Origin of the sequence: Microbacterium sp. NPDC076895 (genome assembly GCF_040687115.1) — a bacterium.
Taxonomy (GTDB): domain Bacteria; phylum Actinomycetota; class Actinomycetes; order Actinomycetales; family Microbacteriaceae; genus Microbacterium.
Genome location: NZ_JBFBMQ010000003.1, coordinates 45,892 through 65,502, shown reverse-complemented (window position 1 = coordinate 65,502; position 19,611 = coordinate 45,892). Strand labels below are relative to the sequence as shown.

The 19,611-nt window shown below is 68.6% G+C and carries 18 protein-coding genes and 1 pseudogene; 6 read left to right on the top strand and 13 right to left on the bottom strand.

Features of this window, described 5'->3' with window-relative positions; genetic code table 11:
• Positions 1-311: 311 nt before the first annotated feature.
• Positions 312-1,580 carry an ABC transporter substrate-binding protein gene (locus AB0O89_RS03555; RefSeq protein ID WP_363494246.1) on the bottom strand — a complete coding sequence of 423 codons (1,269 nt, stop codon included), beginning with the start codon at positions 1,578-1,580 and terminating at the stop codon, positions 312-314.
• A gap of 244 nt (positions 1,581-1,824) precedes the next feature.
• Between AB0O89_RS03555 and AB0O89_RS03550 the strand changes: the two genes are divergently transcribed.
• The 3 genes and pseudogenes from AB0O89_RS03550 to AB0O89_RS03540 all read left to right on the top strand — a co-directional run.
• Positions 1,825-2,031 carry a heavy metal-associated domain-containing protein gene (locus tag AB0O89_RS03550; protein ID WP_363494244.1) on the top strand — a complete coding sequence of 69 codons (207 nt, stop codon included), beginning with the start codon at positions 1,825-1,827 and terminating at the stop codon, positions 2,029-2,031.
• Positions 2,031-4,337 (top strand): heavy metal translocating P-type ATPase, encoded by a 2,307-nt coding sequence (locus tag AB0O89_RS03545; RefSeq protein WP_363494242.1) that lies wholly within the window; start codon positions 2,031-2,033, stop codon positions 4,335-4,337. The genes AB0O89_RS03550 and AB0O89_RS03545 overlap by 1 nt, the downstream gene beginning before the upstream one ends.
• Positions 4,334-4,525 (top strand): annotated as a pseudogene (locus tag AB0O89_RS03540) (metal-sensitive transcriptional regulator); the annotation flags it as partial. The gene AB0O89_RS03545 and the pseudogene AB0O89_RS03540, both read left to right, overlap by 4 nt.
• Positions 4,526-4,528: 3 nt before the next feature.
• Here AB0O89_RS03540 and rarD read toward each other — a convergent pair.
• Together rarD and groES are read right to left on the bottom strand one after the other, a co-directional pair.
• The gene (gene rarD / locus AB0O89_RS03535; RefSeq protein ID WP_292728501.1) at positions 4,529-5,470 is read right to left on the bottom strand and encodes an EamA family transporter RarD; all 942 of its coding nucleotides are present in this window, start codon (positions 5,468-5,470) and stop codon (positions 4,529-4,531) included.
• A 381-nt stretch (positions 5,471-5,851) separates the two neighbouring features.
• A complete protein-coding gene (groES, locus tag AB0O89_RS03530; protein ID WP_228177199.1) occupies positions 5,852-6,148 on the bottom strand; it encodes a co-chaperone GroES in 297 nt (98 codons plus the stop codon).
• Between the two features lie 351 nt (positions 6,149-6,499).
• Here groES and AB0O89_RS03525 point away from each other — a divergent pair, with 351 nt between their 5' ends.
• Both AB0O89_RS03525 and AB0O89_RS03520 read left to right on the top strand, forming a co-directional pair.
• On the top strand, positions 6,500-7,843 hold the full coding sequence (locus AB0O89_RS03525) for a PHB depolymerase family esterase (protein WP_363494240.1): 1,344 nt from the start codon (positions 6,500-6,502) through the stop codon (positions 7,841-7,843).
• Between the two features lie 40 nt (positions 7,844-7,883).
• Positions 7,884-9,077 (top strand): class I SAM-dependent methyltransferase, encoded by a 1,194-nt coding sequence (locus tag AB0O89_RS03520; RefSeq protein WP_363494238.1) that lies wholly within the window; start codon positions 7,884-7,886, stop codon positions 9,075-9,077.
• A 115-nt stretch (positions 9,078-9,192) separates the two neighbouring features.
• On the opposite strand, the gene AB0O89_RS03515 is transcribed toward AB0O89_RS03520, so the two are convergent.
• The 10 genes from AB0O89_RS03515 to coaA form a co-directional block, all read right to left on the bottom strand.
• Entirely contained in the window at positions 9,193-9,561 is a 369-nt protein-coding gene (locus AB0O89_RS03515; RefSeq protein WP_363494236.1) for a DUF4190 domain-containing protein, read from the bottom strand.
• Complete coding sequence (gene tsaD / locus AB0O89_RS03510) at positions 9,558-10,658, bottom strand: tRNA (adenosine(37)-N6)-threonylcarbamoyltransferase complex transferase subunit TsaD (RefSeq protein WP_363494234.1); 1,101 nt, start codon at positions 10,656-10,658, stop codon at positions 9,558-9,560. Before tsaD ends, AB0O89_RS03515 begins: the two co-directional genes overlap by 4 nt.
• Positions 10,655-11,173, bottom strand: coding sequence for a ribosomal protein S18-alanine N-acetyltransferase (gene rimI, locus AB0O89_RS03505; RefSeq protein WP_228177204.1), 519 nt, complete (start codon positions 11,171-11,173; stop codon positions 10,655-10,657). Before rimI ends, tsaD begins: the two co-directional genes overlap by 4 nt.
• Positions 11,170-11,859: a tRNA (adenosine(37)-N6)-threonylcarbamoyltransferase complex dimerization subunit type 1 TsaB gene (gene tsaB / locus AB0O89_RS03500; protein WP_363494231.1), complete on the bottom strand. Its 690-nt coding sequence runs from the start codon at positions 11,857-11,859 to the stop codon at positions 11,170-11,172. The genes rimI and tsaB overlap by 4 nt, the downstream gene beginning before the upstream one ends.
• Positions 11,860-12,157: 298 nt before the next feature.
• A complete protein-coding gene (gene tsaE, locus AB0O89_RS03495) occupies positions 12,158-12,664 on the bottom strand; it encodes a tRNA (adenosine(37)-N6)-threonylcarbamoyltransferase complex ATPase subunit type 1 TsaE (protein WP_363494229.1) in 507 nt (168 codons plus the stop codon).
• On the bottom strand, positions 12,661-13,800 hold the full coding sequence (alr, locus tag AB0O89_RS03490) for an alanine racemase (RefSeq protein ID WP_363494227.1): 1,140 nt from the start codon (positions 13,798-13,800) through the stop codon (positions 12,661-12,663). The genes tsaE and alr overlap by 4 nt, the downstream gene beginning before the upstream one ends.
• Positions 13,797-14,183, bottom strand: a complete 387-nt coding sequence (locus tag AB0O89_RS03485) for a holo-ACP synthase (protein ID WP_363494225.1) — start codon at positions 14,181-14,183, stop codon at positions 13,797-13,799. The genes alr and AB0O89_RS03485 overlap by 4 nt, the downstream gene beginning before the upstream one ends.
• Before the next feature lie 169 nt (positions 14,184-14,352).
• On the bottom strand, positions 14,353-16,206 hold the full coding sequence (glmS, locus tag AB0O89_RS03480; protein ID WP_363494223.1) for a glutamine--fructose-6-phosphate transaminase (isomerizing): 1,854 nt from the start codon (positions 16,204-16,206) through the stop codon (positions 14,353-14,355).
• A 132-nt stretch (positions 16,207-16,338) separates the two neighbouring features.
• Entirely contained in the window at positions 16,339-17,661 is a 1,323-nt protein-coding gene (locus AB0O89_RS03475) for a hypothetical protein (protein WP_363494221.1), read from the bottom strand.
• Positions 17,662-17,817: 156 nt separating this feature from the next.
• Positions 17,818-18,780 (bottom strand): type I pantothenate kinase, encoded by a 963-nt coding sequence (coaA, locus tag AB0O89_RS03470; protein ID WP_363494219.1) that lies wholly within the window; start codon positions 18,778-18,780, stop codon positions 17,818-17,820.
• A gap of 52 nt (positions 18,781-18,832) precedes the next feature.
• On the opposite strand from coaA, the gene AB0O89_RS03465 reads away from it, so the two are divergent.
• Entirely contained in the window at positions 18,833-19,483 is a 651-nt protein-coding gene (locus AB0O89_RS03465) for a YdcF family protein (RefSeq protein ID WP_363494217.1), read from the top strand.
• Positions 19,484-19,611 lie beyond the last annotated feature (128 nt).

The following is a 19,611-nucleotide window of genomic DNA, read 5'->3' as shown; positions in this document are numbered from 1 at the left end:
TCGCGCGCGAACCCACACCTCTTCACCCCCGAAACCTGTGGGCTCAGCACGGATGCTGTGGGTTCGGCACCTCACACCGGCCCGTCACCCCCGCACGATGCCCGCACCATGCCTCGAGGCATCCACCTCCCCACCCACTCGCGAACCCACACCTTCGTGCGCGAGCCCACACCTTCCGACGCAGGAATCGTGTGGGGTCAGCACGGATGCTGTGGGTTCGGCGCGCAGCTCGGCCGGTCGCACGGATGCCGCACACAACGGAAGCGGGGCCCCGACCCGAAGGTCGGAGCCCCGCTCGCTAGCCGTGAGGCTTACTGGTATGCGACGTAGTCGTTGTCGGCGGTGTACTGGTAGATGCCGATCGACGCCTCGGTCGGGTCGCCCACGTCGTCGAACGTGATCGGACCGGAGATACCGTCGTAGTCAGCAACTCCGCCGCCGTTGATGATCTCGGCGCACGCGGCGAACGTGGTGCACTTCTCACCGTCACCGGATCCACCCGAGACTTCCACCAGCTTGTCGGCGATCGCCGCGCCATCCGTGGAGCCGGCGGCAAGCGACGCCAGCGCGAGCAGGATGACGGCGTCGTACGACTCGGCAGCGTAGCTGAACTCGGTCAGCTCCTCGTTGCCCTCGTCGACCCAAAAGGTGTTGAGCGAGTCGGTGAAGTCGGTGATCGTGTCGATCGAAAGGCCGGGAAGCGTTCCCTTGGCTCCTTCGAGCGAACCACCCACGTCGATGCCGTTGCTGCCGAACTGCGACAGGTTGCCGTCGACGAAGTAGAGCTTGTCGGCGGGCACGCCTGCGGCGAACAGCTCGGGCAGGATCGTCTTGACCTCTTCGAACGTGATCAGAGCGATCGCGTCGGGGTTGGCCGCGACGACCTCCGAGACCTGAGCCGAGAAGTTCGTGTCACCCGTGTTGTACGTGGGCTCGGCAACGACGGTGCCGCCGGCTGCCTCGAACGCGTCCTTGACGAAGCTCGCAAGACCGGTGCCGTACGAGTCGTTGAGGACGATCATGCCCAGGGTCTGCGCGCCCGACTCGGCGATCAGGTTTCCGAGCACCTCACCCTGCAGGGTGTCAGACGGTGCCGTGCGGAAGTAGAGGCCGTTGTCGTCGTAGGTCGTGAACGCCGCCGACGTGTTGGCGGGCGAGAACTGGATGACACCGGCGCCGACGACCTGGTCGATGAACTGCAGCGACGTGCCCGACGAGGCTGCACCGATGATGGCGGAGACGCCCTCGCCGAGCAGACGCGGGATCTCGGTCTCGTAGGCCTTGTTGTCGGTGTCACCCGAGTCGCCCTGGATCATCTCGATGGTCACGCCCGCGTTCGCGGCATTGACCTCGGATGCGGCGTATTCGGTACCCGCGATCTCCGGCGGGCCGAGGAAGGCGAGGTTACCGGTGACAGGCAGCGCCGTGCCGATCTTGAGGTCGAGGGATTCGCTCGGCTCGGTGGTACCGCTCCCGCCACCGGAGTCGCCGGCGCAACCCGCCAGGAAGACCGCGCTGACACCGACCACGGCGATACCGCCGAGGATCGAGCCGGCGCGGGATCGTGTGAAGACGCCCATGATGCTCCTTGCTGTGAATGGATGCGGGCCGTCAAGCGCCCGCACAGTGCCAATAACCTATCCGCGGACTGGTCTCGCGTGTGTTGCGGTGCGTTAACGATGTGTAACGCCATCAGATCGTTACCTGGCGCAGGTATCCGTCGTGATCTGCGGAGCGGGAAGGGCACGGATAGGCGTATCGTTGAGGTATATACCCCATGGGGGTATATACCTCAACACGGAACGCGCACGGGAGGAACCCGCCATGACAAACCACGAATACCTCGTCACCGGAATGACCTGCGGCCACTGCGAGCACGCCGTGCGCGACGAAGTGTCGCAGATCCCGGGAGTCACGGCTATTGAGGTCAGCGCCGCGACGGGACTCCTGACAGTGACCGCCGACACCCTCGACGACAGTGCAGTGCTGAGCGCGGTCGACGCGGCCGGGTACCAGGCCGCGCGACTGTGATGCCCCTCGGCGGGGGCGGCTCGGCACCGATCGAGCTTCAGATCGGTGGAATGACATGCGCTTCGTGCGCCGCGCGCATCGAGAAGCGGCTCAACCGGATGCCCGGGGTGTCGGCATCCGTCAACTACGCCACCGAGAAGGCTGTCGTCCACGTCGACGACGTCCCGGCCGACGGCGGCGAGGCGAGCGCCGATGCCGCAGCCCTCATCGCCGAGATCGAACGCACCGGATACACGGCGACCCTGCCCGCACCACCGAACCCCGAGAGGGATCACACTGCGGCCGATCCCGAGCTCGCCTCGCTGCGTCAGCGTCTGATCGGTGCGGCGGCGCTGTCGGTGCCGGTGGTCCTGCTCGCGATGATCCCCGCGCTGCAGTTCACGTACTGGCAGTGGGCATCGCTCGCGCTTGCCTCACCTGTCGTCGTGTGGGCGGCGTGGCCGTTCCACCGGGCGACGGCGATCAACCTGCGCCACGGCGCTGTCACGATGGACACCCTCGTGTCGATGGGAGTCTCGGCCGCCTACGTGTGGTCGCTGTACGCCCTGTTCTTCGGCGGGGCCGGGATGCCGGGCATGACGCACGGCTTCACATGGATCGCACAGCCCGGCGAAGCCGGAAACACGATCTACCTCGAGGTCGCCGCCGGGGTCACGACATTCCTGCTGCTGGGCCGCTACCTCGAGGTGCGCGCGAAGCGGCGCGCAAGCCAGGCAGTTCGCGCCCTCCTTGAGGTCGGCGCGAAGGATGCCGCGCTGCTTCGCGGTGGCGCGGAGGTGCGGGTCCCTGTCGCTCAGCTTCGCGTCGGCGACGAATTCGTCGTGCGCCCCGGCGAGCGCATCGCGACCGACGGGGTTGTCGTGTCGGGGACCTCGGCCGTGGACACCTCGACGATCACGGGAGAGTCGGTTCCCGTCGAGGTCAGCGAGGGTGACGCGGTCGTGGGCGCGACGGTCAACGTCGGGGGCCGTCTCGTGGTGCGCGCCACGCGCGTGGGCGAGCAGACGCAGCTGGCGCAAATGGCGCGCCTGGTGGAACAGGCTCAGGCTGGCAAGGCCGAGGTACAGCGACTGGCCGACCGCGTCGCGGGGGTGTTCGTGCCGATCGTCATCGTGATCGCCGTCGGGACTCTCGTGACCTGGCTGCTGCTCGGCGGAGGCACGGCGTTGGCGCTGACGGCGGCGATCGCCGTGCTGATCATCGCCTGCCCGTGCGCACTGGGACTGGCGACACCGACAGCCCTCCTGGTCGGCAGCGGCCGCGGCGCGCAGCTCGGCATCCTGATCAAGGGGCCGCAGATGCTGGAGTCGACCCGGCGCGTCGACACTGTCGTGCTCGACAAGACCGGAACCGTGACCGAGGGCCGGATGACGCTCGTGGACGTGCTGCCCGTGCCGGGCGAGGATGCCGCCGAGGTGCTGCGTCTGGCCGGTGCGGTGGAGTCTGCATCCGAGCACCCGATCGCCCGGGCGATCGCGGGTTCCGCGGCGGCCGGGGGCCCGCTTCCCGAGGTGGAGTCGTTCTCGTCCGTAGCGGGGCGGGGTGCGACGGGGGTCGTCGAAGGCCACGCCGTCGCGGTCGGATCGCTGGGCTTGCTCGCCGAGTGGTCGGTGCACCCGGATGCCGAGATCACGGCATCCATCGAGCGCGCCGGCGCGAACGGGACGACCGCCGTTGTCGTCGCATGGGATGGGAAGGCTCGCGGCATCCTCACCGTCGCGGACTCGGTGAAGCCCTCGAGCACTGCCGCCGTCGCCCGGCTGCGCGAGCTCGGGCTGGAGCCGATCCTGCTCACCGGTGACCACGACGCCGTGGCGCGTCGCGTGGCAGATGAGGTCGGCATCCGCGAGGTCATCGCCGGGGTGCTGCCCGCCGAGAAGGCCGCGCAGATCGAGGCGCTTCAGGCGCGCAGCCGAGTCGTGGCAATGGTGGGCGACGGCGTCAACGACGCGGCGGCGCTCGCGCAGGCCGACCTCGGTATCGCGATGGGCACGGGAACTGACGCCGCCATCGAGGCCTCCGACCTGACGCTTGTGCGCGGAGACCTCCTGGGCGCGGTCGACGCCATCCGGCTGTCGCGGGCGACGCTGCGCACGATCCGTGGGAACCTCTTCTGGGCGTTCGCCTACAACGTGGCGGCGATTCCGCTGGCTGCCCTCGGGCTCCTGAACCCCATGATCGCCGGTGCGGCGATGGCGGCATCCAGCGTCTTCGTCGTCGGCAACAGCCTGCGGCTCCGCCGCTTCCAGAGCATTGACCCGGCTGTCGGATCCCGCACCACACCCAACGAACGGAGCCCGCGATGAGCGACACCCTGGAGACGACCCCGCACGGGGCGACGGATGCCGAGCATGATGCCCACGGGCCGGCGGGCCATCACGGGTATATCGGCGACAAACAGCGCTACCTGAACCGGCTGAAGCGCATCGAGGGGCAGGCTCGCGGCATCCGTTCGATGGTGGAAGACGAGAAGTACTGCATCGACATCCTCACCGGATCAGCTGTATTCGGCGACGTCGCTGACCCCGCGGGCGCGTCGCGCGAACACGACCGAGTCGACGGTCAGCACCGCGAGCGCCACCCACACGAGCGCGAAGCCGACCCAACGCTCGGGCGGCATCGGCTCGCCGAGGATCCAGGCCCCCGTGATGAACTGCATGATCGGCGCGATGAACTGCAGCAGCCCAACGACGGTGAGCGGCACACGCCGCGCCCCGGCGGCGAACAGCAGCAACGGCACGGCTGTCGCGGCGCCCGCGAGACTCACCAGCACAACATGCCAGAAACCGTATGCTCCGACGGAGAGACCAGTCGTCAGTGACGTGACCACCAGCAGCACGATCGCGAGCGGTGTGAGCCACGCCGACTCGAGGGTGAGGCCGCTGACGGCATCCACCGAGGGCCCGATCCGCTTCTTGATCAGTCCGTAGATGCTGAAGGATGCCGCGAGCGTCAGCGCCACCCACGGGACCGTGCCGTAGCCAACGATCGTGACGATGACAGCGATGCCCGCGATCGCGATCGCGATCCACTGCGTCAAGCGCAGCCGCTCGCGCAGCACGAGTACGCCCAGCAGCACCGTGGCGATCGGGTTGATGAAGTAGCCGAGGCTCGTCTCGATGACGTGACCCGACAGGGTCGCGAGGATGAACACCTGCCAGTTGACGTAGATGACAGCTCCGGCCAGCGCCGTCCAGCCGAGCAGCCGTGGCTGACGCACGATCGCGAGAAACGGCCGCCAGGCGCGCATGACGGTGAGCAGGAAGATGCAGAAGACGAGGGAGAGCAGGATGCGCCAGCCGACCAGCTCCCAGCCGGTGATCGGCGCCAGCAGGATGAAGTAGAGCGGCAGGAATCCCCAGAGGAAGTACGCCGAGAACGCGAAGATGCCGCCGACGAGCCGCTCGCGTGCAGCCTCTGCCGGCGCTTCCCGGGCCAGGTGCGCGGCATCCGATCCGGCGATCTCTGCCGCCCCAGATGCCGGAATGTCACCGGTCGCGGGCACGGAACTCCTGTCTCCCGGAACAGATTCGCGCGTCACTCACTCAGCCTAGGGCGCGCCGGCGACCCTGCGACGCGCGTCTGTCGCCCAGCCGCAGTGTCCTCCGGCCGAGTCTCGGCAGATTCCTGCCACGCCCCGCTGCGCGTGCTGCGCCCTGCCCAGCTTGCTGAACCCACACCTCCGTCGCCGAGCCCACAGGTTTCCGCGCGCGAATCGCGTGGGCTCGGCCGCGGTGCTGTGGGCTCGCGGGGATGGGCGGGGCAAAACAGACGGGGCCCGGATGCCGCAGCATCCGAGCCCCGTCGAAGAGTTGTCGACTCAGCGGACGACGACCGCCAGCACGTCGCGAGCCGAGAGCACCAGGTACTCGTCGGCGCCGAACTTCACTTCGGTCCCGCCGTACTTGCTGTAGATGACGCGGTCACCGACGGCGACGTCGAGCGGAACGCGGTTGCCGTTGTCATCGATACGACCGGGTCCGACTGCGACGACCTCGCCCTCCTGGGGCTTCTCCTTCGCGGTGTCGGGAATGACCAGACCACTCGAGGTGGTCTGCTCGGCCTCGACCTGCTTGATGACGATGCGGTCCTCGAGCGGCTTGATGGAAACCGACACGGGTCTACCTCTGCTTTCCTTGAGATACCAAGACTCGTTAGCAACCTCACACCGAGAGTGCTAACGCAAGTGTATTGAAGCTCTGGCACTCACGCAACGCGAGTGCCAATCCTGATGCCGTGACTTCAGCGCCCCCGCGCCCGACCGGCGACGCCCGATCCACCGGCGATGAGAGTCCTGTCATGCACGCGAACTTAACCTGGTATATGAATCATCTTTCAGTTACCGTGAGTGCCGTGCGATGACGCACCTCGGCATCCGCTCGCTGGAGAGGGATGCCCGTGCTCCGACCGGGACGACCGTGCGATGGCGCCCGGGGCGATGGCCGGGGCGCCGACGAAGGGATGACGCATGTTCTCTCGTGTCCGAAAGCGCGCAATCGGCGCGCTCCTGGCGGCCGGCTTGGCGGTGGCGGGCCTGGCCGTCGCAGCTCCCGCCGCTCAGGCGATCACCTGTCCCCCGGGATTCGAGACCCTGCCCGGCTGCACGAACGGCGGCGGTGGATCGGGTGGCGGCTCGACCGGCGGCACCGGCACGTGGACGACCGAGACGATCGCCGGGATGTCGGTGCGCCTGTACACCCCGACGACGGCTGCCGCCCTGCCTTCCGGTCGCGCGCTGATGATCTCGCTCCACGGATGCGTGCAGAAGGCATCCGATCTGCAGTCCGCGGGCAACTGGGCACAGACTGCTGACGAGTACGGCATGATCGTCGCGCTGCCGGATGCCCCGAACGGCGGAGTCATCCTCGGCTGCTGGGACTACTACGACGCGAATCACTCGCGCAGCGCGCCATCGCGCCACGACGACAACCTGCTTTCGCTGGCCTCGACACTCACCGCCCGCACGAGCCTCGATATCGACGCCGACCAGGTGTACGTCTCGGGGCTTTCGTCCGGGGGCGGGCAGACGATGGTCATGGGATGCCTCGCGCCTGACGTGTTCGCCGGCATGGGCATCAACGCCGGACCGACGGTGGGCACCACCTCCGGTCAGATCTCGTCGGTGGCGGTCTCGAAGAACCAAGGAGTATCGACGTGCACGGGCTTCGCCAGCTCGGCATCCGGCGCCTTCGACACGCAGCTGACCTCGGTCGTCTACGGCAGCAATGACTCGACCGTCGCGCCCGGGTACAACACGCTGAACGGTCAGATCATGGCTGACATCTACGACGCCGATCAGACCTCGAGCTTCGGCCTGTCGGGCCTTGCCGGCACCAACACGTCGGGTTCGGGGACGCTGTACTCGGATGCCGAAGGGCCTCGGGTCTCCGTCATCCAGAACACCGGGCTCGGCCACAACTGGCCAGCCGGTGCGGGATCGGGCGGCTCGTACATCAGCGCGAACAGCATCGACTACCCGGCTTACGTGACGGAGTTCTTCTTCGACAACAACCGCCGCGTCGACCGGTCAGGCGAGCCGACACCCACACCGACACCAACCGGAACGCCGACACCGACACCGACGGTCACTCCTTCGCCGACGCCGACGCCGACGGTCCCGCCGAGCGACTGCGTCACCGCAACGAACGCCGCCCACAAGGCTGCGGGGCGGGCCACCTCCTACGGGGTGAACCCCTACAACCCGTATTACGCGATCGGAACCCAGGACTACCTCGGTCTCGGCGATGCCACCGTGACGAGTCTGCAGCGCATCTCGGCATCCTCCTGGGATCTCGTAAGCAGCTGCAGCTGACACGGATGCCGCGTGCAGCGCCCGCACCTAGGGTGGATGGATGGACATCGCCGAGGTGCGGGCGCTGCTGACGCCGGCGGGGCTCGACCTGCTGAACAGCCTCGGCCCGGTCTCCTCCAGCGACGAGGTGGCGCGCATCGTCTCACGGCTGCGTAGCGCCGGCCACTCCCCCGATCTGGTGTCGGCAGTGGTCACCCAGGCGCGGCTTCGGGAGCGCGCGCGGTCGAAGTTCGGCGACTTCGCGGGACGGATGCTGTTCACCCGCGCCGGTCTCGAGCAGGCGACACGCCTGTCGGTGGCAGCCCATCACGCCGGGCGGTTCCGTCGCGCGGGAATCGAGCACGTCGCAGACCTCGGCTGCGGGATCGGCGGTGATGCGCTGGCTCTGGCAAGTCTCGGCATCCGTGTCGGCGCCATCGACGCCGACGAGGTGACCGCGGCCCTCGCGACCGTCAATCTCGCACCGTTCGGGGCCGCGGTCACCGTGCGCCACGGGCTCGCTCAGGAGCAGGATCTCAGCGGGGTCGAGGCTGTCTGGCTTGACCCCGCCCGGCGCGAGGCGGGCGAGACGGGACGCACGCGCGCTGACGACTGGTCGCCGCCGCTGGAGTGGGTCTTCGAACTCACCAGCCGGATGCCGGCCGGTATAAAGCTCGGGCCGGGACTCGATCGTGATCGCATCCCCGACGGGTACGAGGCGCAGTGGGTCAGTGCCGACGGCTCGACGATCGAGCTCGTGCTGTGGTCGGGCGCGCTCGCGCGCGAGGGCGTGACGCGGTCGGCGCTGATCCTGCGCGGGCAGCACGCCGCCGAGCTCACGGCGCCCGCCGACAGCGAGGACGAGCCGGTGCGCACGCTCGGACAGTTCATCCACGAACCCGACGGGGCAGTCATCCGTGCCCGGCTGATCGGACAGGTTGCGAGGTCACTTCGGGCGGGGATGCTGGCGGAGAAGATCGCGTACCTCACCGGGGATGACGCGGTCACGAGCCCCTTCGTGCAGAGCTTCCGGGTTCGCGAGGTGCTCCCGGCCGACACGAAGAAGCTCGCGAGGGCGCTGAAGGAGCGCGGAATCGGCATCCTCGAGATCAAGAAACGGGGAGTGGATGTCGACCCCGCCGCCCTCCGTCAGAGCCTCAAGCTGAAGGGTGAGGAATCCGCGACCCTCATCATGACCCGTGTCGGGGGCTCCCGCGTCGCGGTCCTTGCCGACCGCGTTCCGCCCGCCCCCTGACCTGACCTCTCGGCGGGCGACCCCTCCCGTTCGGTCGCGCCGTCCTGCGACATCCAGCCCACCCGACCCACAACACGGCGCGACCGAATCCACCGGGCCCGGGCCCTGGCCGGAGTCAGGTCAGCACGGCCCAGGCGTAGAGAAGCCAGCCGGCGCTGTAGAGGATCGACACACCGCCGAGCACGATAGCCCACACGGCGACGCGCCTGCTGTCCTGCGGATGCCGCAGCGCCATGATGCCCGCGACGATCGCGACGATCCCGATGACAAAGCCCCACCCGACGAACAGCGAGACAGCAAGGCCCACGATCGCGAACCCCAGGGCCCACCCCGCGAACCCCCGGTCGAAGCTCGCGGGCTCGACGGGTCCGGCATCCGGTTCCCACCCCGGGTGGTCCGGCGACGGGTCGGGGCCGCTGAGGGTGGTCGGCACATCGACCGGGGCCGTCGGAAACCGCGAGAACCCCCGAGAACGATCAGTCATCCTGCCTCCCCCGCGACCTGGATGTCGGTGATCGGCAGGGTCGAGTCGGCCCCGAAAGCCATCGTCGACGGGGCACGCCCGGCCATGATCAGTTCCGAGGCGAGCGCCGCGATCATTGCCCCATTATCGGTGCACAGCGACAACGGCGGAATCCGCACCGTCACACCAGCCGCAGCGGCGCGCTCCAGCGCAACCTCGCGCAACCGCCGGTTCGCGATGACTCCGCCGCCCAGCAGCAACCGCGGCACGCCATAGTCAGCGCACGCGGCCAGCGCTTTGGTGACGAGCACATCGACGACGGCCTCTCGGAAGGATGCGGCGACATCCGCTGTCGAGACGGGCTGGCCTGCGGCATCCTGCTGTTCGATCCAGCGCGCGACGGCTGTCTTCAGCCCCGAGAACGAGAAGTCATAGCGGTGCTCGGCCAGGTCGCTCGCGCGCGAGAGCCCCCGGGGGAAACGGATCGCGTTCGGGTCGCCGGCCCGCGTGCCGCCGTTCCCGTCAGATCCGGATGCCGCGGCACGATCGATCTCGGGTCCTCCCGGATAGGGCAGGCCAAGGATGCGGGCGATCTTGTCGAAGGCCTCGCCGGCGGCGTCATCCACGGTCTCGCCGAGCAACTCGACGTCGCTCGTGAGATCGCGGACGAGCAGGAGCGACGTGTGCCCGCCCGAGACCAGCAGCGCGATCGTCGGGTACTCCAGCGGCTCCGCGTCAACGTCGAGGAGGTCTGCCGCGATGTGGCCCACGAGGTGGTTGACGGCATAGAGCGGCTTGTCGAGCGCAACGGCGAGCGCCTTCGCGGCGCCCACGCCGACCATGAGCGCCCCCGCGAGCCCCGGTCCCGAGGTGACGGCGACGGCATCGATGTCGCCGAGCTGGACCTGCGCCTCGGCGAGCGCCGCTTCGATCGTCGGTTGCAGCGCCTCGAGGTGTGCGCGCGCGGCGACCTCGGGGACTACTCCGCCATAGCGGGCGTGTTCGTCCATGCTCGAGGCGATCGTGTTCGAGAGCAGCGTGCGTCCTCGCACGATCCCGATGCCGGTCTCGTCGCAGCTGGTCTCGATCCCGAGGACGAGCGGTTCGGCGGCGCTCACGTGCACACTCCCCCGGATGCGACGGCGGTGGGTTCATTTCCGGCGGCCTCGCGACGCGCCGCATCCCACCCCACGAGGTCGAGCTGCATGATGATCGCGTCCACATCGTCGGGCTGGTAATAGCGCGGGCGACGCCCGGTCTCGATGAAGCCCTCGCGGCGATACAGGCCCTGGGCTACCGGGTTGTCGTCGCGCACTTCGAGGAAGACGGTCCGTGCGCCCGCGTTGCGGGCGCACTCGAGAAGCGCGGCGAGCAGCATCCGTCCGCGGCCTGTGCCTCGCTCGGCGGCATCGAGCGCGATGGTCTGAATGTCGGCATCAGCTGCCCCTCGCACTGCGCGCACCCCGCCGTAGCCGATGACCCGCCCCGCCTCTTCGACCACCAGGTATGAGCCATGCGGCGACGCGAGTTCGCCGGCCATCATCGCCTCTGACCACGCGTCGGAGGGAAACGAGGCCCGCTCGATTGCCATGATCGCGGCGAGGTCGTCGGCGGTTGCGGGGCGGATGCTCATACGCCCACCTTCTTCGGCCCGGCGGATATCGTCACGTCGGGCGAGCGCAGATAGAGCGCGTCACGGGGCCCGACCTCGCGTCCTGCCGCCAGCGAGCGCGCGGCCACCAGCGCGACCATGGCCGCCGAAACCGCCGTCGTGTCGCGGCGCTCCGCACCAAGCCCGGCGAGCACGGCCTCGATCTCGTCGCGCGGGGTGAGCGCGGGTTCGGTAACCCGGACCGGCAACCCGTCGTCATCCATGCCCTCGTAGACCGTGTAGGCCAACTCTCGGCGGCGGGCGTCGGTGACGATCGCGAAACGCTCGCCATCCGCCTCGCCGGTGAGGGCCTGATCGAGCAGGATGCCGAGGGCTGCGGCGTCGTGGCTGACCACCGGAACCACGGGGACGCCGCGCCCGAGCGCAAAAGTGCGGGCTGCTGCGATGCCGACGCGCAGGCCGGTGAACGGGCCGGGGCCCATACCCGCCGCTACCGCCGTGATCTCTAGACGCTCACCGGGTGTGCCGGCACCGGCGTGCCCGAGGGGTGCGTCGGCGCGCGCCGTGCCGAGCACGGTATGGAGCAGATCGCCGATGACTTCGGCGTGCCCGAGCGGGTTCGCGCTCGAGGCCTCGGCAAGCACCACACCGTCGGCCTCGACGACCGCGACCGCGGTGCCGACCGAGGTATCGATGCCGAGAATCACCTCTCCAGGGTATCCGCGCCCGGGCGCCCGGCAGCTGCGTGCCGTTTGCAGGCTCACTTGCCGCCGCGGGCGTGTTTTGAGCGCGTGGCACCTGATTCATCCTGCGTTCGGCGCGGACGTGCCCGCCCGCGCGGTGGCGGGGGCGCATTGCCCGCGGCCCGACGAGCCCGCGGGCCCCGCCGTCTCTGCCCCACGTGTGCGGCTGAACGATGCATGAGCTGCACATCAATGCGCCGCGCATGCACAGAAGTGCCGCACACGTGGGATCAGCGCGCGAACCAGCGCCGAGCCCCGCCGATCAGGAGGGCTCGCGACGGATGCTGACCAGGCGCGGCGCGTCGGCGGCGAGGTCTTCTGTGGCCCGCGAGTACGTGCCGCAGGCGGTGTCGACGCCCGTACCATGCCATTCGCGCTGCAGCTCGACATCCCACCAGTGATCGCGCAGGCCCGACACCATCCCGCGCCCCCACTCGACCACGACGACCGAGCCGTCGTAGTCGATGTCGAGGTCATCGAGCTCTGCCGCAGATCCCAGGCGGTAGGCGTCAACGTGCACCAGCGGCGCCCCGCCGACGAGCGACGGGTGGGTCCGCGCAAGCACGAAGGTCGGACTCTGGATGGGGCCGCGCACGCCGAGCCCCTCGCCGATCCCGCGGGTGAGGGTCGTCTTGCCGGCGCCGAGGACCCCGGTGAGCACGACGAGGTCGCCCGGACGCAGCATCCGTCCCATCTGCACCCCGAGGGCGTGCATGTCGGCGGGGCTCGTGATCTCCCGGTCGCCGATCAGGGCATCCAAGCCGCTCACGACGACACCTGCCGCCGCGGCACGCGCGGACCGATCCGGGTCACGATCTCATAGTTGATCGTGTCGGCGGCGCGCGCCCAGTCGTCGGCGGACGGGACGCCGAGCGTCGGGTCGCCGAACAGCACAGCCTCGTCGCCCACCGCCACCGGGTGGTCACCGACATCCACGACAAACTGATCCATGGCGACGCGTCCGGCTACCGCGAACGGCTTGCCGCCGATCCAGACCGGTCCCCGTCCGGAGGCGTTTCGCGGCACCCCGTCGGCGTACCCGATCGGGATGAGCGCAAGGGTGCTCTCGCGCTCGGTGCGGTGCTGATACCCGTACGAGACGCCGTGTCCGGCATCCACGCGGCGCACCGCGGCAACCGCTGCCCGCAGCGTCATGGCGGGTCGCAGGCCCAGGTCCGCCGAGGTGCGGTCGGCGAAAGGCGACAGGCCGTAGATCCCGATGCCCAGCCGCACGCATCCGAGCCGTGTCTCGGGAAGGGCGATCGCGGCGTGGGTGGCGGCGAGGTGGCGAAGCGGAGGCGCCAGACCGAGCGCGGCAGCCGAGCCCGCGGCATCCAGGAACACCCGTAGCGCCGCCCGGTCGTCGTCGTCGCTCGTGTTCGAGAGGTGGCTGAACAGGCCGATCACCCGCAGCTTGCCGATGCGTTCGAGCCGCGCGGCTTCGGCGAAGACGACGCCGTAGTCCGCCGGCGCGACGCCGTTGCGACCGAGTCCGGTCTCGAGCTTGAGGTGAACCCCGACGGGCCGGTCGACAGATGCCGCGGCAGAGGCCCGCTGCAACTGGTCGAAGCTCGAGATGCCGAGCTCGATGCCAGCTGCGGCGGCTTCGCGGAAGGAGGTGCCGGGCGCGTGCAGCCAGGCGAGGATTGGGGCTGTGATGCCCGCACGGCGCAGGGCGAGCGCCTCGGTGATGTCCGAGACGCCGATCCGGGTTGCACCGCCCGCGAGCGCCGCGACAGCCGACCTCGTCGCCCCATGGCCATACCCATCGGCCTTCACGACCGCGATGACCTCGGAGTTCGTCATCCGTCGCAGGTGCTGCACATTCGCCGCGATCGCGGCGACGTCGACGGATGCCTCGCGCAGCATCCCCTCGGGCAATCTCGACCCCGGCATGACGCTCATGCCACTCCCTCCTCAGCGATGCGGCGTTCCTGGGCTGATTCTGCAATCACATAGGCGGTGGCCAGGTGTGCGTCGTGCGACATCGACAGGTGCAGGGTCGTGATCGATCGGGCGGCGACGACCTCGGCCGTCGAGCCCGTGAGTGTGAACCACGGCCGACCGGATGGCTCGGGAGTGACTTCGATCTCGGTCCAGTGCACCCCGTCCGACCCGCCGAGCGCCTTGATGAGCGCTTCCTTCGCGGCGTACCTGGCCGCCAGCGACCGCGGTTTCAGCATCCGTTCGGCGGGCGAAAATAGCCGCACCAGCAGCTTCGGGGTGCGCGCTATCGTCCGTTCGAAGCGTTCGATGTCGACAAGGTCGACGCCGATCCCGACGATCATGGACTCTCCTCAGCCGGCGGCGGTGACGGATGCCGCAGCATCCGCCACCCTACCGCTGGCCGATATCGGCGCGGCGTGCATCCGTCGGATCAATCGACGTTGGTCGGATGCCTCAGCGCACAGCATCCGACCAAGGCTGCCTCGTCCGACCGAAACAGCGCTCCCGGAGCTACTCGACCGTGACGGACTTCGCGAGGTTGCGGGGCTGGTCGACGTCCAGACCCTTGGCTGTGGCCAGGCCCATGGCGAAGATGTGCAGCGGCACGACGGCGAGCAGCGGCTCGAACAGCGGGTCTGCCAGCGGGATGCGCAGCACCTCGTCGGCGTAGGGAAGCACGGCGGCATCCCCCTCTTCGGCCACGGCGATGATGCGGGCGCCGCGAGCGCGGATCTCCTGGATGTTCGAGACAACCTTCGAGTGCAGCAGCGGTGAGTGACGCGGCGAGGGCACGATCACGAAGACCGGCTGACCGGGCTCGATGAGGGCGATGGGACCGTGCTTGAGCTCGCCCGCTGCAAACCCCTCCGCGTGGATGTAGGAGATCTCCTTGAGCTTGAGAGCCCCCTCGAGCGCGATCGGATAGCCGACGTGACGACCGAGGAACAACACGGACTGGGTGTCACCCATCCAGCGCGCGAACTGCTCGATGTGCTCCTGCTCACTCTCGAGCACTCGCGTGATTTTGTCGGGAACCGCTTCGAGCTCGAGAACCTGCTGGCGAATCTCGGTGTCGCTGAGCGTCCCGCGCACGTGCGAAATGTGCAGGGCGAGGAGGTAGAGCGCCGTGATCTGCGCGACGAACGCCTTGGTCGAGGCGACCGCAACCTCGGGGCCCGCGTGCGTGTAGACGATCGCGTCAGACTCGCGCGGGATCGTCGCCCCCTGCGTGTTGCAGATCGACAGGGTCTTGGCGCCGCGCTCGCGCGCGTACTTGACCGCCATGAGCGTGTCCATCGTCTCACCGGACTGGCTGATCGAGACGACGAGAGTGTCCGATCCGATGACCGGGTCGCGGTAGCGGAACTCGTGGGCCAGCTCGACATCCGCAGGCACCCGCGCCCACTGTTCGATCGCGTACTTGCCGACCATCCCGGCATAGGCTGCCGTGCCACAGGCCACCACGATGACGCGGGTAATACCGGCGAACAGCTCGTCCAGGCCATCGAGTTCGGGGATCGACACGACCCCGTCACGGATGCGGCCCCGCACCGTGTTCGCGACGGCCTCGGGCTCCTCCGACACTTCCTTCGCCATGAACGATGACCATCCGCCCTTGTCGGCGGCTGCCGCATCCCACAGCACCTCGAACGGCTCGACGCCGACGGGGTTGCCGTCGAAGTCCGTCACCTCGACGCCGTCGGGGGTGATGGCGACGATCTCGTCCTGACCGATCGCGAGAGCCTGACGCGTGTGCTCGACGAAGGCGGCGACGTCGGATGCGAGGAAGTTCTCGCCCTCGCCAAGTCCGATCACCAGGGGCGAGTTGCGCCGGGCACCGACCACGAGGCCCGGGTTGTCGCGGTGCATCGCAAGAAGAGTGAAGGCGCCGTCGAGGCGGCGCACGACCGAACGGAACGCGGCGACCAGGTCGCCACCGTGCGCCCGATACTCGCGTCCGAGCAGCACCGCCGCGACCTCGGTGTCGGTCTCGCTGCGGAACTCGAAGCCCTCTTCGCGCAACTCGTTCTTGATCGCGGCGAAGTTCTCGATGATGCCGTTGTGGATCAGCGCGAGCTTGTCATCATCGGCGAGATGCGGGTGAGCGTTGGCATCCGTGGGGCCACCGTGGGTCGCCCAGCGCGTGTGGCCGATCCCCGTCGTCCCCGCGGGGAGCGGGTGCTCGGCGAGATCTTCACGCAGCACACTGAGCTTGCCGGCATGCTTGCGCATCCCGAGGTTCCCGTCACCGTCGATGACGGCGATACCGGCCGAGTCGTAGCCGCGGTACTCCAGCCGTGACAGCCCGGCGATGAGGATGGGCTGGCTCTCACGGGGCCCGACGTAGCCGACGATTCCACACATTCCACACATGCTACGGGGCGCGAACGCCCCCATCCTGCGCCGCCGCCGGGAATACGCGACAGCACCCAACGCGGGACGCCCCCAGCGTCGCGACAGCACCCGACGCGGGACACCCCGAGCGTCGCGACAGCGCTACCCGCGGGACGCCCCGAGCGTCGCGACGATATCCCGCGCGACGTCGTCATTCTCGAACAGGCGATCGTGCGCACACGGGCCGGCCAGCGGCGGGATTCCCCCAAACCGATCGGTGAGATCGCCGAACGTCGCCGACCCTCCCGTGGTGGTGAGATCGACAGTCACGTCGCAGCGCGCGATGAAGCTTGAGTCGGCATCCGCTGTCGCCGAACTCACCTCGACGATGCCATCTCCCGCCTCGATCTCCTCGTCGACAATGGGCCTCACATCCAACCCGAAGACCCCCGCTGCGTCGCGCAGAGCCGTGAGGATCTCGGGAGGCACGAGCCCCGCCGTCAGGTGAATGCGGTAATCGCCGGCAATCGCGTGAACCTTCAGGCTGCTCGGCCACTCCGGCACGCTTGACAGCTCCGCGGAGCCCGCCCGCAGCGCCTGGCCGCCGTCACCCGCGACAGCGAAGACGGTTCGGGCGCTCGGTGGGATGTCGCACCCGACCCGAGCATCCGACTCCATCTCGCGATTGCAGATCCCGACGATTGCGGGCAAAGCGATCTGTGCGAGGACCGACGCAGACGAGAACAGCGACTCTGTCGCATCCCCGAGGATCGACACCGCCGATGCGACCTGCGAGCCCTCGTTGGGGGTCGCCACGGTGATGACCTGGCCGACGTGCGCCGTCACCCCCTCGTTCGATCCCCCGAGGGCGTAGCGAAGAGCCAGTCCACCCATCGAGTGCGCGACGATGTCGACGGTGTCGCCTGACACCGCCGCGAGACAGTCGATAGCTCCTGCAAGGGCGGGAGCGGTCGCGGTGTGCCCCACCCACAGTGCAGCCATGGAGGAATAGTCGAAGGCGAAGACAGAGGTGTCGGGCAACTCGGATAGTCGCTCCTGCAGCGAGCGCAAATCCACCGCGGGGTCACCGCCCGACGACCACTCGACGGGCCTGGAGAAGGGAGAATTCGCGATACCCGTGCTCGTCGTGACCGGTCGGGGCCCCACCTCCGCCTCGGGCATCGCGGTACTGAGCCACCCGTGCACGAGCAGGACGGGGTTTCGCACGGGGTCCTCATCGGTGCCGGTGAGCCGCACGAGGTGGGGTGACACCTCCGCGAGGCAAGACGCCGCATCCACGCCATCGACACTCGATGAGCCCGATTGAGCAGTCGTGGCGGGCGAAACGGATGCCGCGGAACCAGCCAGGTCGGCCGGCGCGGCCCAGGCGATGGAAGGCACGCCGATCATCGCCCCTGCCGCAATCGCTGACAGGAACGTCACGCCGAAGAAGCGCCCACGCCGGTTAGGGAGCAGAGCTTTCATACGGCCCCCGATGACCACCCCGCATGAAATATCTCTACCATGACCATCGGCGTGTCGCGATATCGGTGATGCCACGCGCACGTTGGGATCGCTCCCACGCCTCGGCGATTGGAGAATGCCGCCGATCAGGGCCGACGGCGGGCGCTGATCGCGCTTCTAGACCTTGCGCAACAGCACACGGTCGACCGCGTGGTTGGCAGCCTTCTGCAGCACGAGGGTCGCCCGGTGCTTGGTGGGAAGGACGTTCTCGATGAGGTTCGGCAGGTTGATCTCGTTCCAGAACCCGAGGGCGGTCTCGACCGCGGTCTCATCCGTCAGATCCGAGAAGACGTTGAAGAACGACCCGGGGTCGGCGAAGGCGCCGTGTTTGAGGGCGAGGAAGCGGTCGACGAACCACCGCGTGATGTGGTCGGGGTCGGCATCCACGTAGATGGAGAAGTCGAACAGGTCGCTGACTGCGACCTCGTTGGGTGACGGCGGCGGTTGTAGGACGTTCAGTCCCTCGACGATGACGACATCCGGGCGACGAACGGTGATGACGGCATCCGGGACGATGTCGTACTTCATGTGGGAGTAGAAGGGAGCGCGAACCTCGGGTGCCCCGCTCTTGACGTCTGTGAGGAATTGCACGAGCGCGCGACGGTCGTAGGACTCGGGGAAGCCCTTGCGGTGCATGATGCCGCGGCGCTCGAGTTCGGCATTCGGGTAGAGGAAACCGTCGGTGGTCACGAGCTCGACGCGCGGGGTGTCGGGCCAGCGGCTCATGAGCTCCCGCAGCAGGCGCGCGATGGTGGACTTGCCGACGGCTACCGAACCGGCGACGCCGACCACGAACGGGGTGGTCGAGTCGGTCTCGTGGAGGAACGCACTGGTATCGGCTCCGATTCGCCGGGTCGCGCCGGCGTACAGGCTCAGGAGGCGACTGAGCGGGAGATACACCTCGCGCACCTCGTCGATGTCCAGGCGATCGCCGAGGCCGCGAAGCGACACGATCTCTGTCTCGGTGAGCGGCTGACGCATGTCGGCGGCGAGTCTCGCCCAGTCAGGGCGCAAAATCTCACGGTAGAGCTGCGGGTTCAGTTGCTCGCGGGCATCGAGGGCTGCGGCATCGCTGGGCACGGGGCCATCGTAGCCCCCGCGAGTCCTCCGCCCTGACGCAGAGTTGTCATCGATGGCTCACTACACTGTCGCTCGTCAGAGCACGTCGACGCCGTGGTCGCCGCACGACGAGACGGAGGATGCACGCGTGGACGACGAGTCGATCATCACTCGAGCCCGGTGGGCGCGGCGCGCTGCTCTCGGCATCCTGGCGATCATCACCCTCGTCGCCGTGATCGGGCTCCCCCTGTATGTCTTTCCCGCCGATCCCCCGGCGCCGAAAGCCGACCTCATCTACGTGATCGGCCCGCCGACTGCCACCCGCATCGCTGACGCCGAGAGCCTTCGCGACCAGGGGATCGCTGATCAGGTCCTCGTGTCGGTACCACCGTCGGGGCCGGACTCGGCTGACGAGCTCCCCTACTGCTGGCGCGCCTACGTGACCTGCCGCACTCCCAACCCCTTCACGACGAGAGGGGAAGCCGCCATGCTGCACGCCTACGCGACCGACGGCGACGCCGTCATCGTCCTGACCTACACACCGCACGTCCTGCGCACGCGCTACATCTTCGACACGTGCGCGGGCGCCGATGTGACAGTGATCCCCGTCGACGAGCGCCTGAACCTCTCGCGCTGGATCTACAACTACGCCTACCAGAGCGCCGCGTTCGCGAAGGCGTGGATCCTCGGCTGCGCGGATCCCCCCGCTGACGCCCTCCCCTGACGCCGCTCTGCTGCGGACCGAACGCAGGCGCAATCCACACTCGCGGGCGTGCGTGGCGACCAACCGCGCGTTCATCCTGCGATCGGCACGACAAAGCCCGTCACGGATGCCCACCCCGAGCCACCGAT

What these genes read in the sequence shown, in the direction of transcription:
- AB0O89_RS03555 (WP_363494246.1), bottom strand. Translation starts at nt 1,580, where the DNA reads ATGGGCGTCTTCACACGATCCCGCGCCGGCTCGATCCTCGGCGGTATC.
- AB0O89_RS03550 (WP_363494244.1), top strand. Translation starts at nt 1,825, where the DNA reads ATGACAAACCACGAATACCTCGTCACCGGAATGACCTGCGGCCACTGC.
- AB0O89_RS03545 (WP_363494242.1), top strand. Translation starts at nt 2,031, where the DNA reads ATGCCCCTCGGCGGGGGCGGCTCGGCACCGATCGAGCTTCAGATCGGT.
- AB0O89_RS03525 (WP_363494240.1), top strand. Translation starts at nt 6,500, where the DNA reads ATGTTCTCTCGTGTCCGAAAGCGCGCAATCGGCGCGCTCCTGGCGGCC.
- AB0O89_RS03520 (WP_363494238.1), top strand. Translation starts at nt 7,884, where the DNA reads ATGGACATCGCCGAGGTGCGGGCGCTGCTGACGCCGGCGGGGCTCGAC.
- AB0O89_RS03515 (WP_363494236.1), bottom strand. Translation starts at nt 9,561, where the DNA reads ATGACTGATCGTTCTCGGGGGTTCTCGCGGTTTCCGACGGCCCCGGTC.
- rimI (WP_228177204.1), bottom strand. Translation starts at nt 11,173, where the DNA reads ATGAGCATCCGCCCCGCAACCGCCGACGACCTCGCCGCGATCATGGCA.
- alr (WP_363494227.1), bottom strand. Translation starts at nt 13,800, where the DNA reads ATGAGCGTCATGCCGGGGTCGAGATTGCCCGAGGGGATGCTGCGCGAG.
- AB0O89_RS03485 (WP_363494225.1), bottom strand. Translation starts at nt 14,183, where the DNA reads ATGATCGTCGGGATCGGCGTCGACCTTGTCGACATCGAACGCTTCGAA.
- glmS (WP_363494223.1), bottom strand. Translation starts at nt 16,206, where the DNA reads ATGTGTGGAATCGTCGGCTACGTCGGGCCCCGTGAGAGCCAGCCCATC.
- AB0O89_RS03475 (WP_363494221.1), bottom strand. Translation starts at nt 17,661, where the DNA reads ATGAAAGCTCTGCTCCCTAACCGGCGTGGGCGCTTCTTCGGCGTGACG.
- AB0O89_RS03465 (WP_363494217.1), top strand. Translation starts at nt 18,833, where the DNA reads ATGGCTCACTACACTGTCGCTCGTCAGAGCACGTCGACGCCGTGGTCG.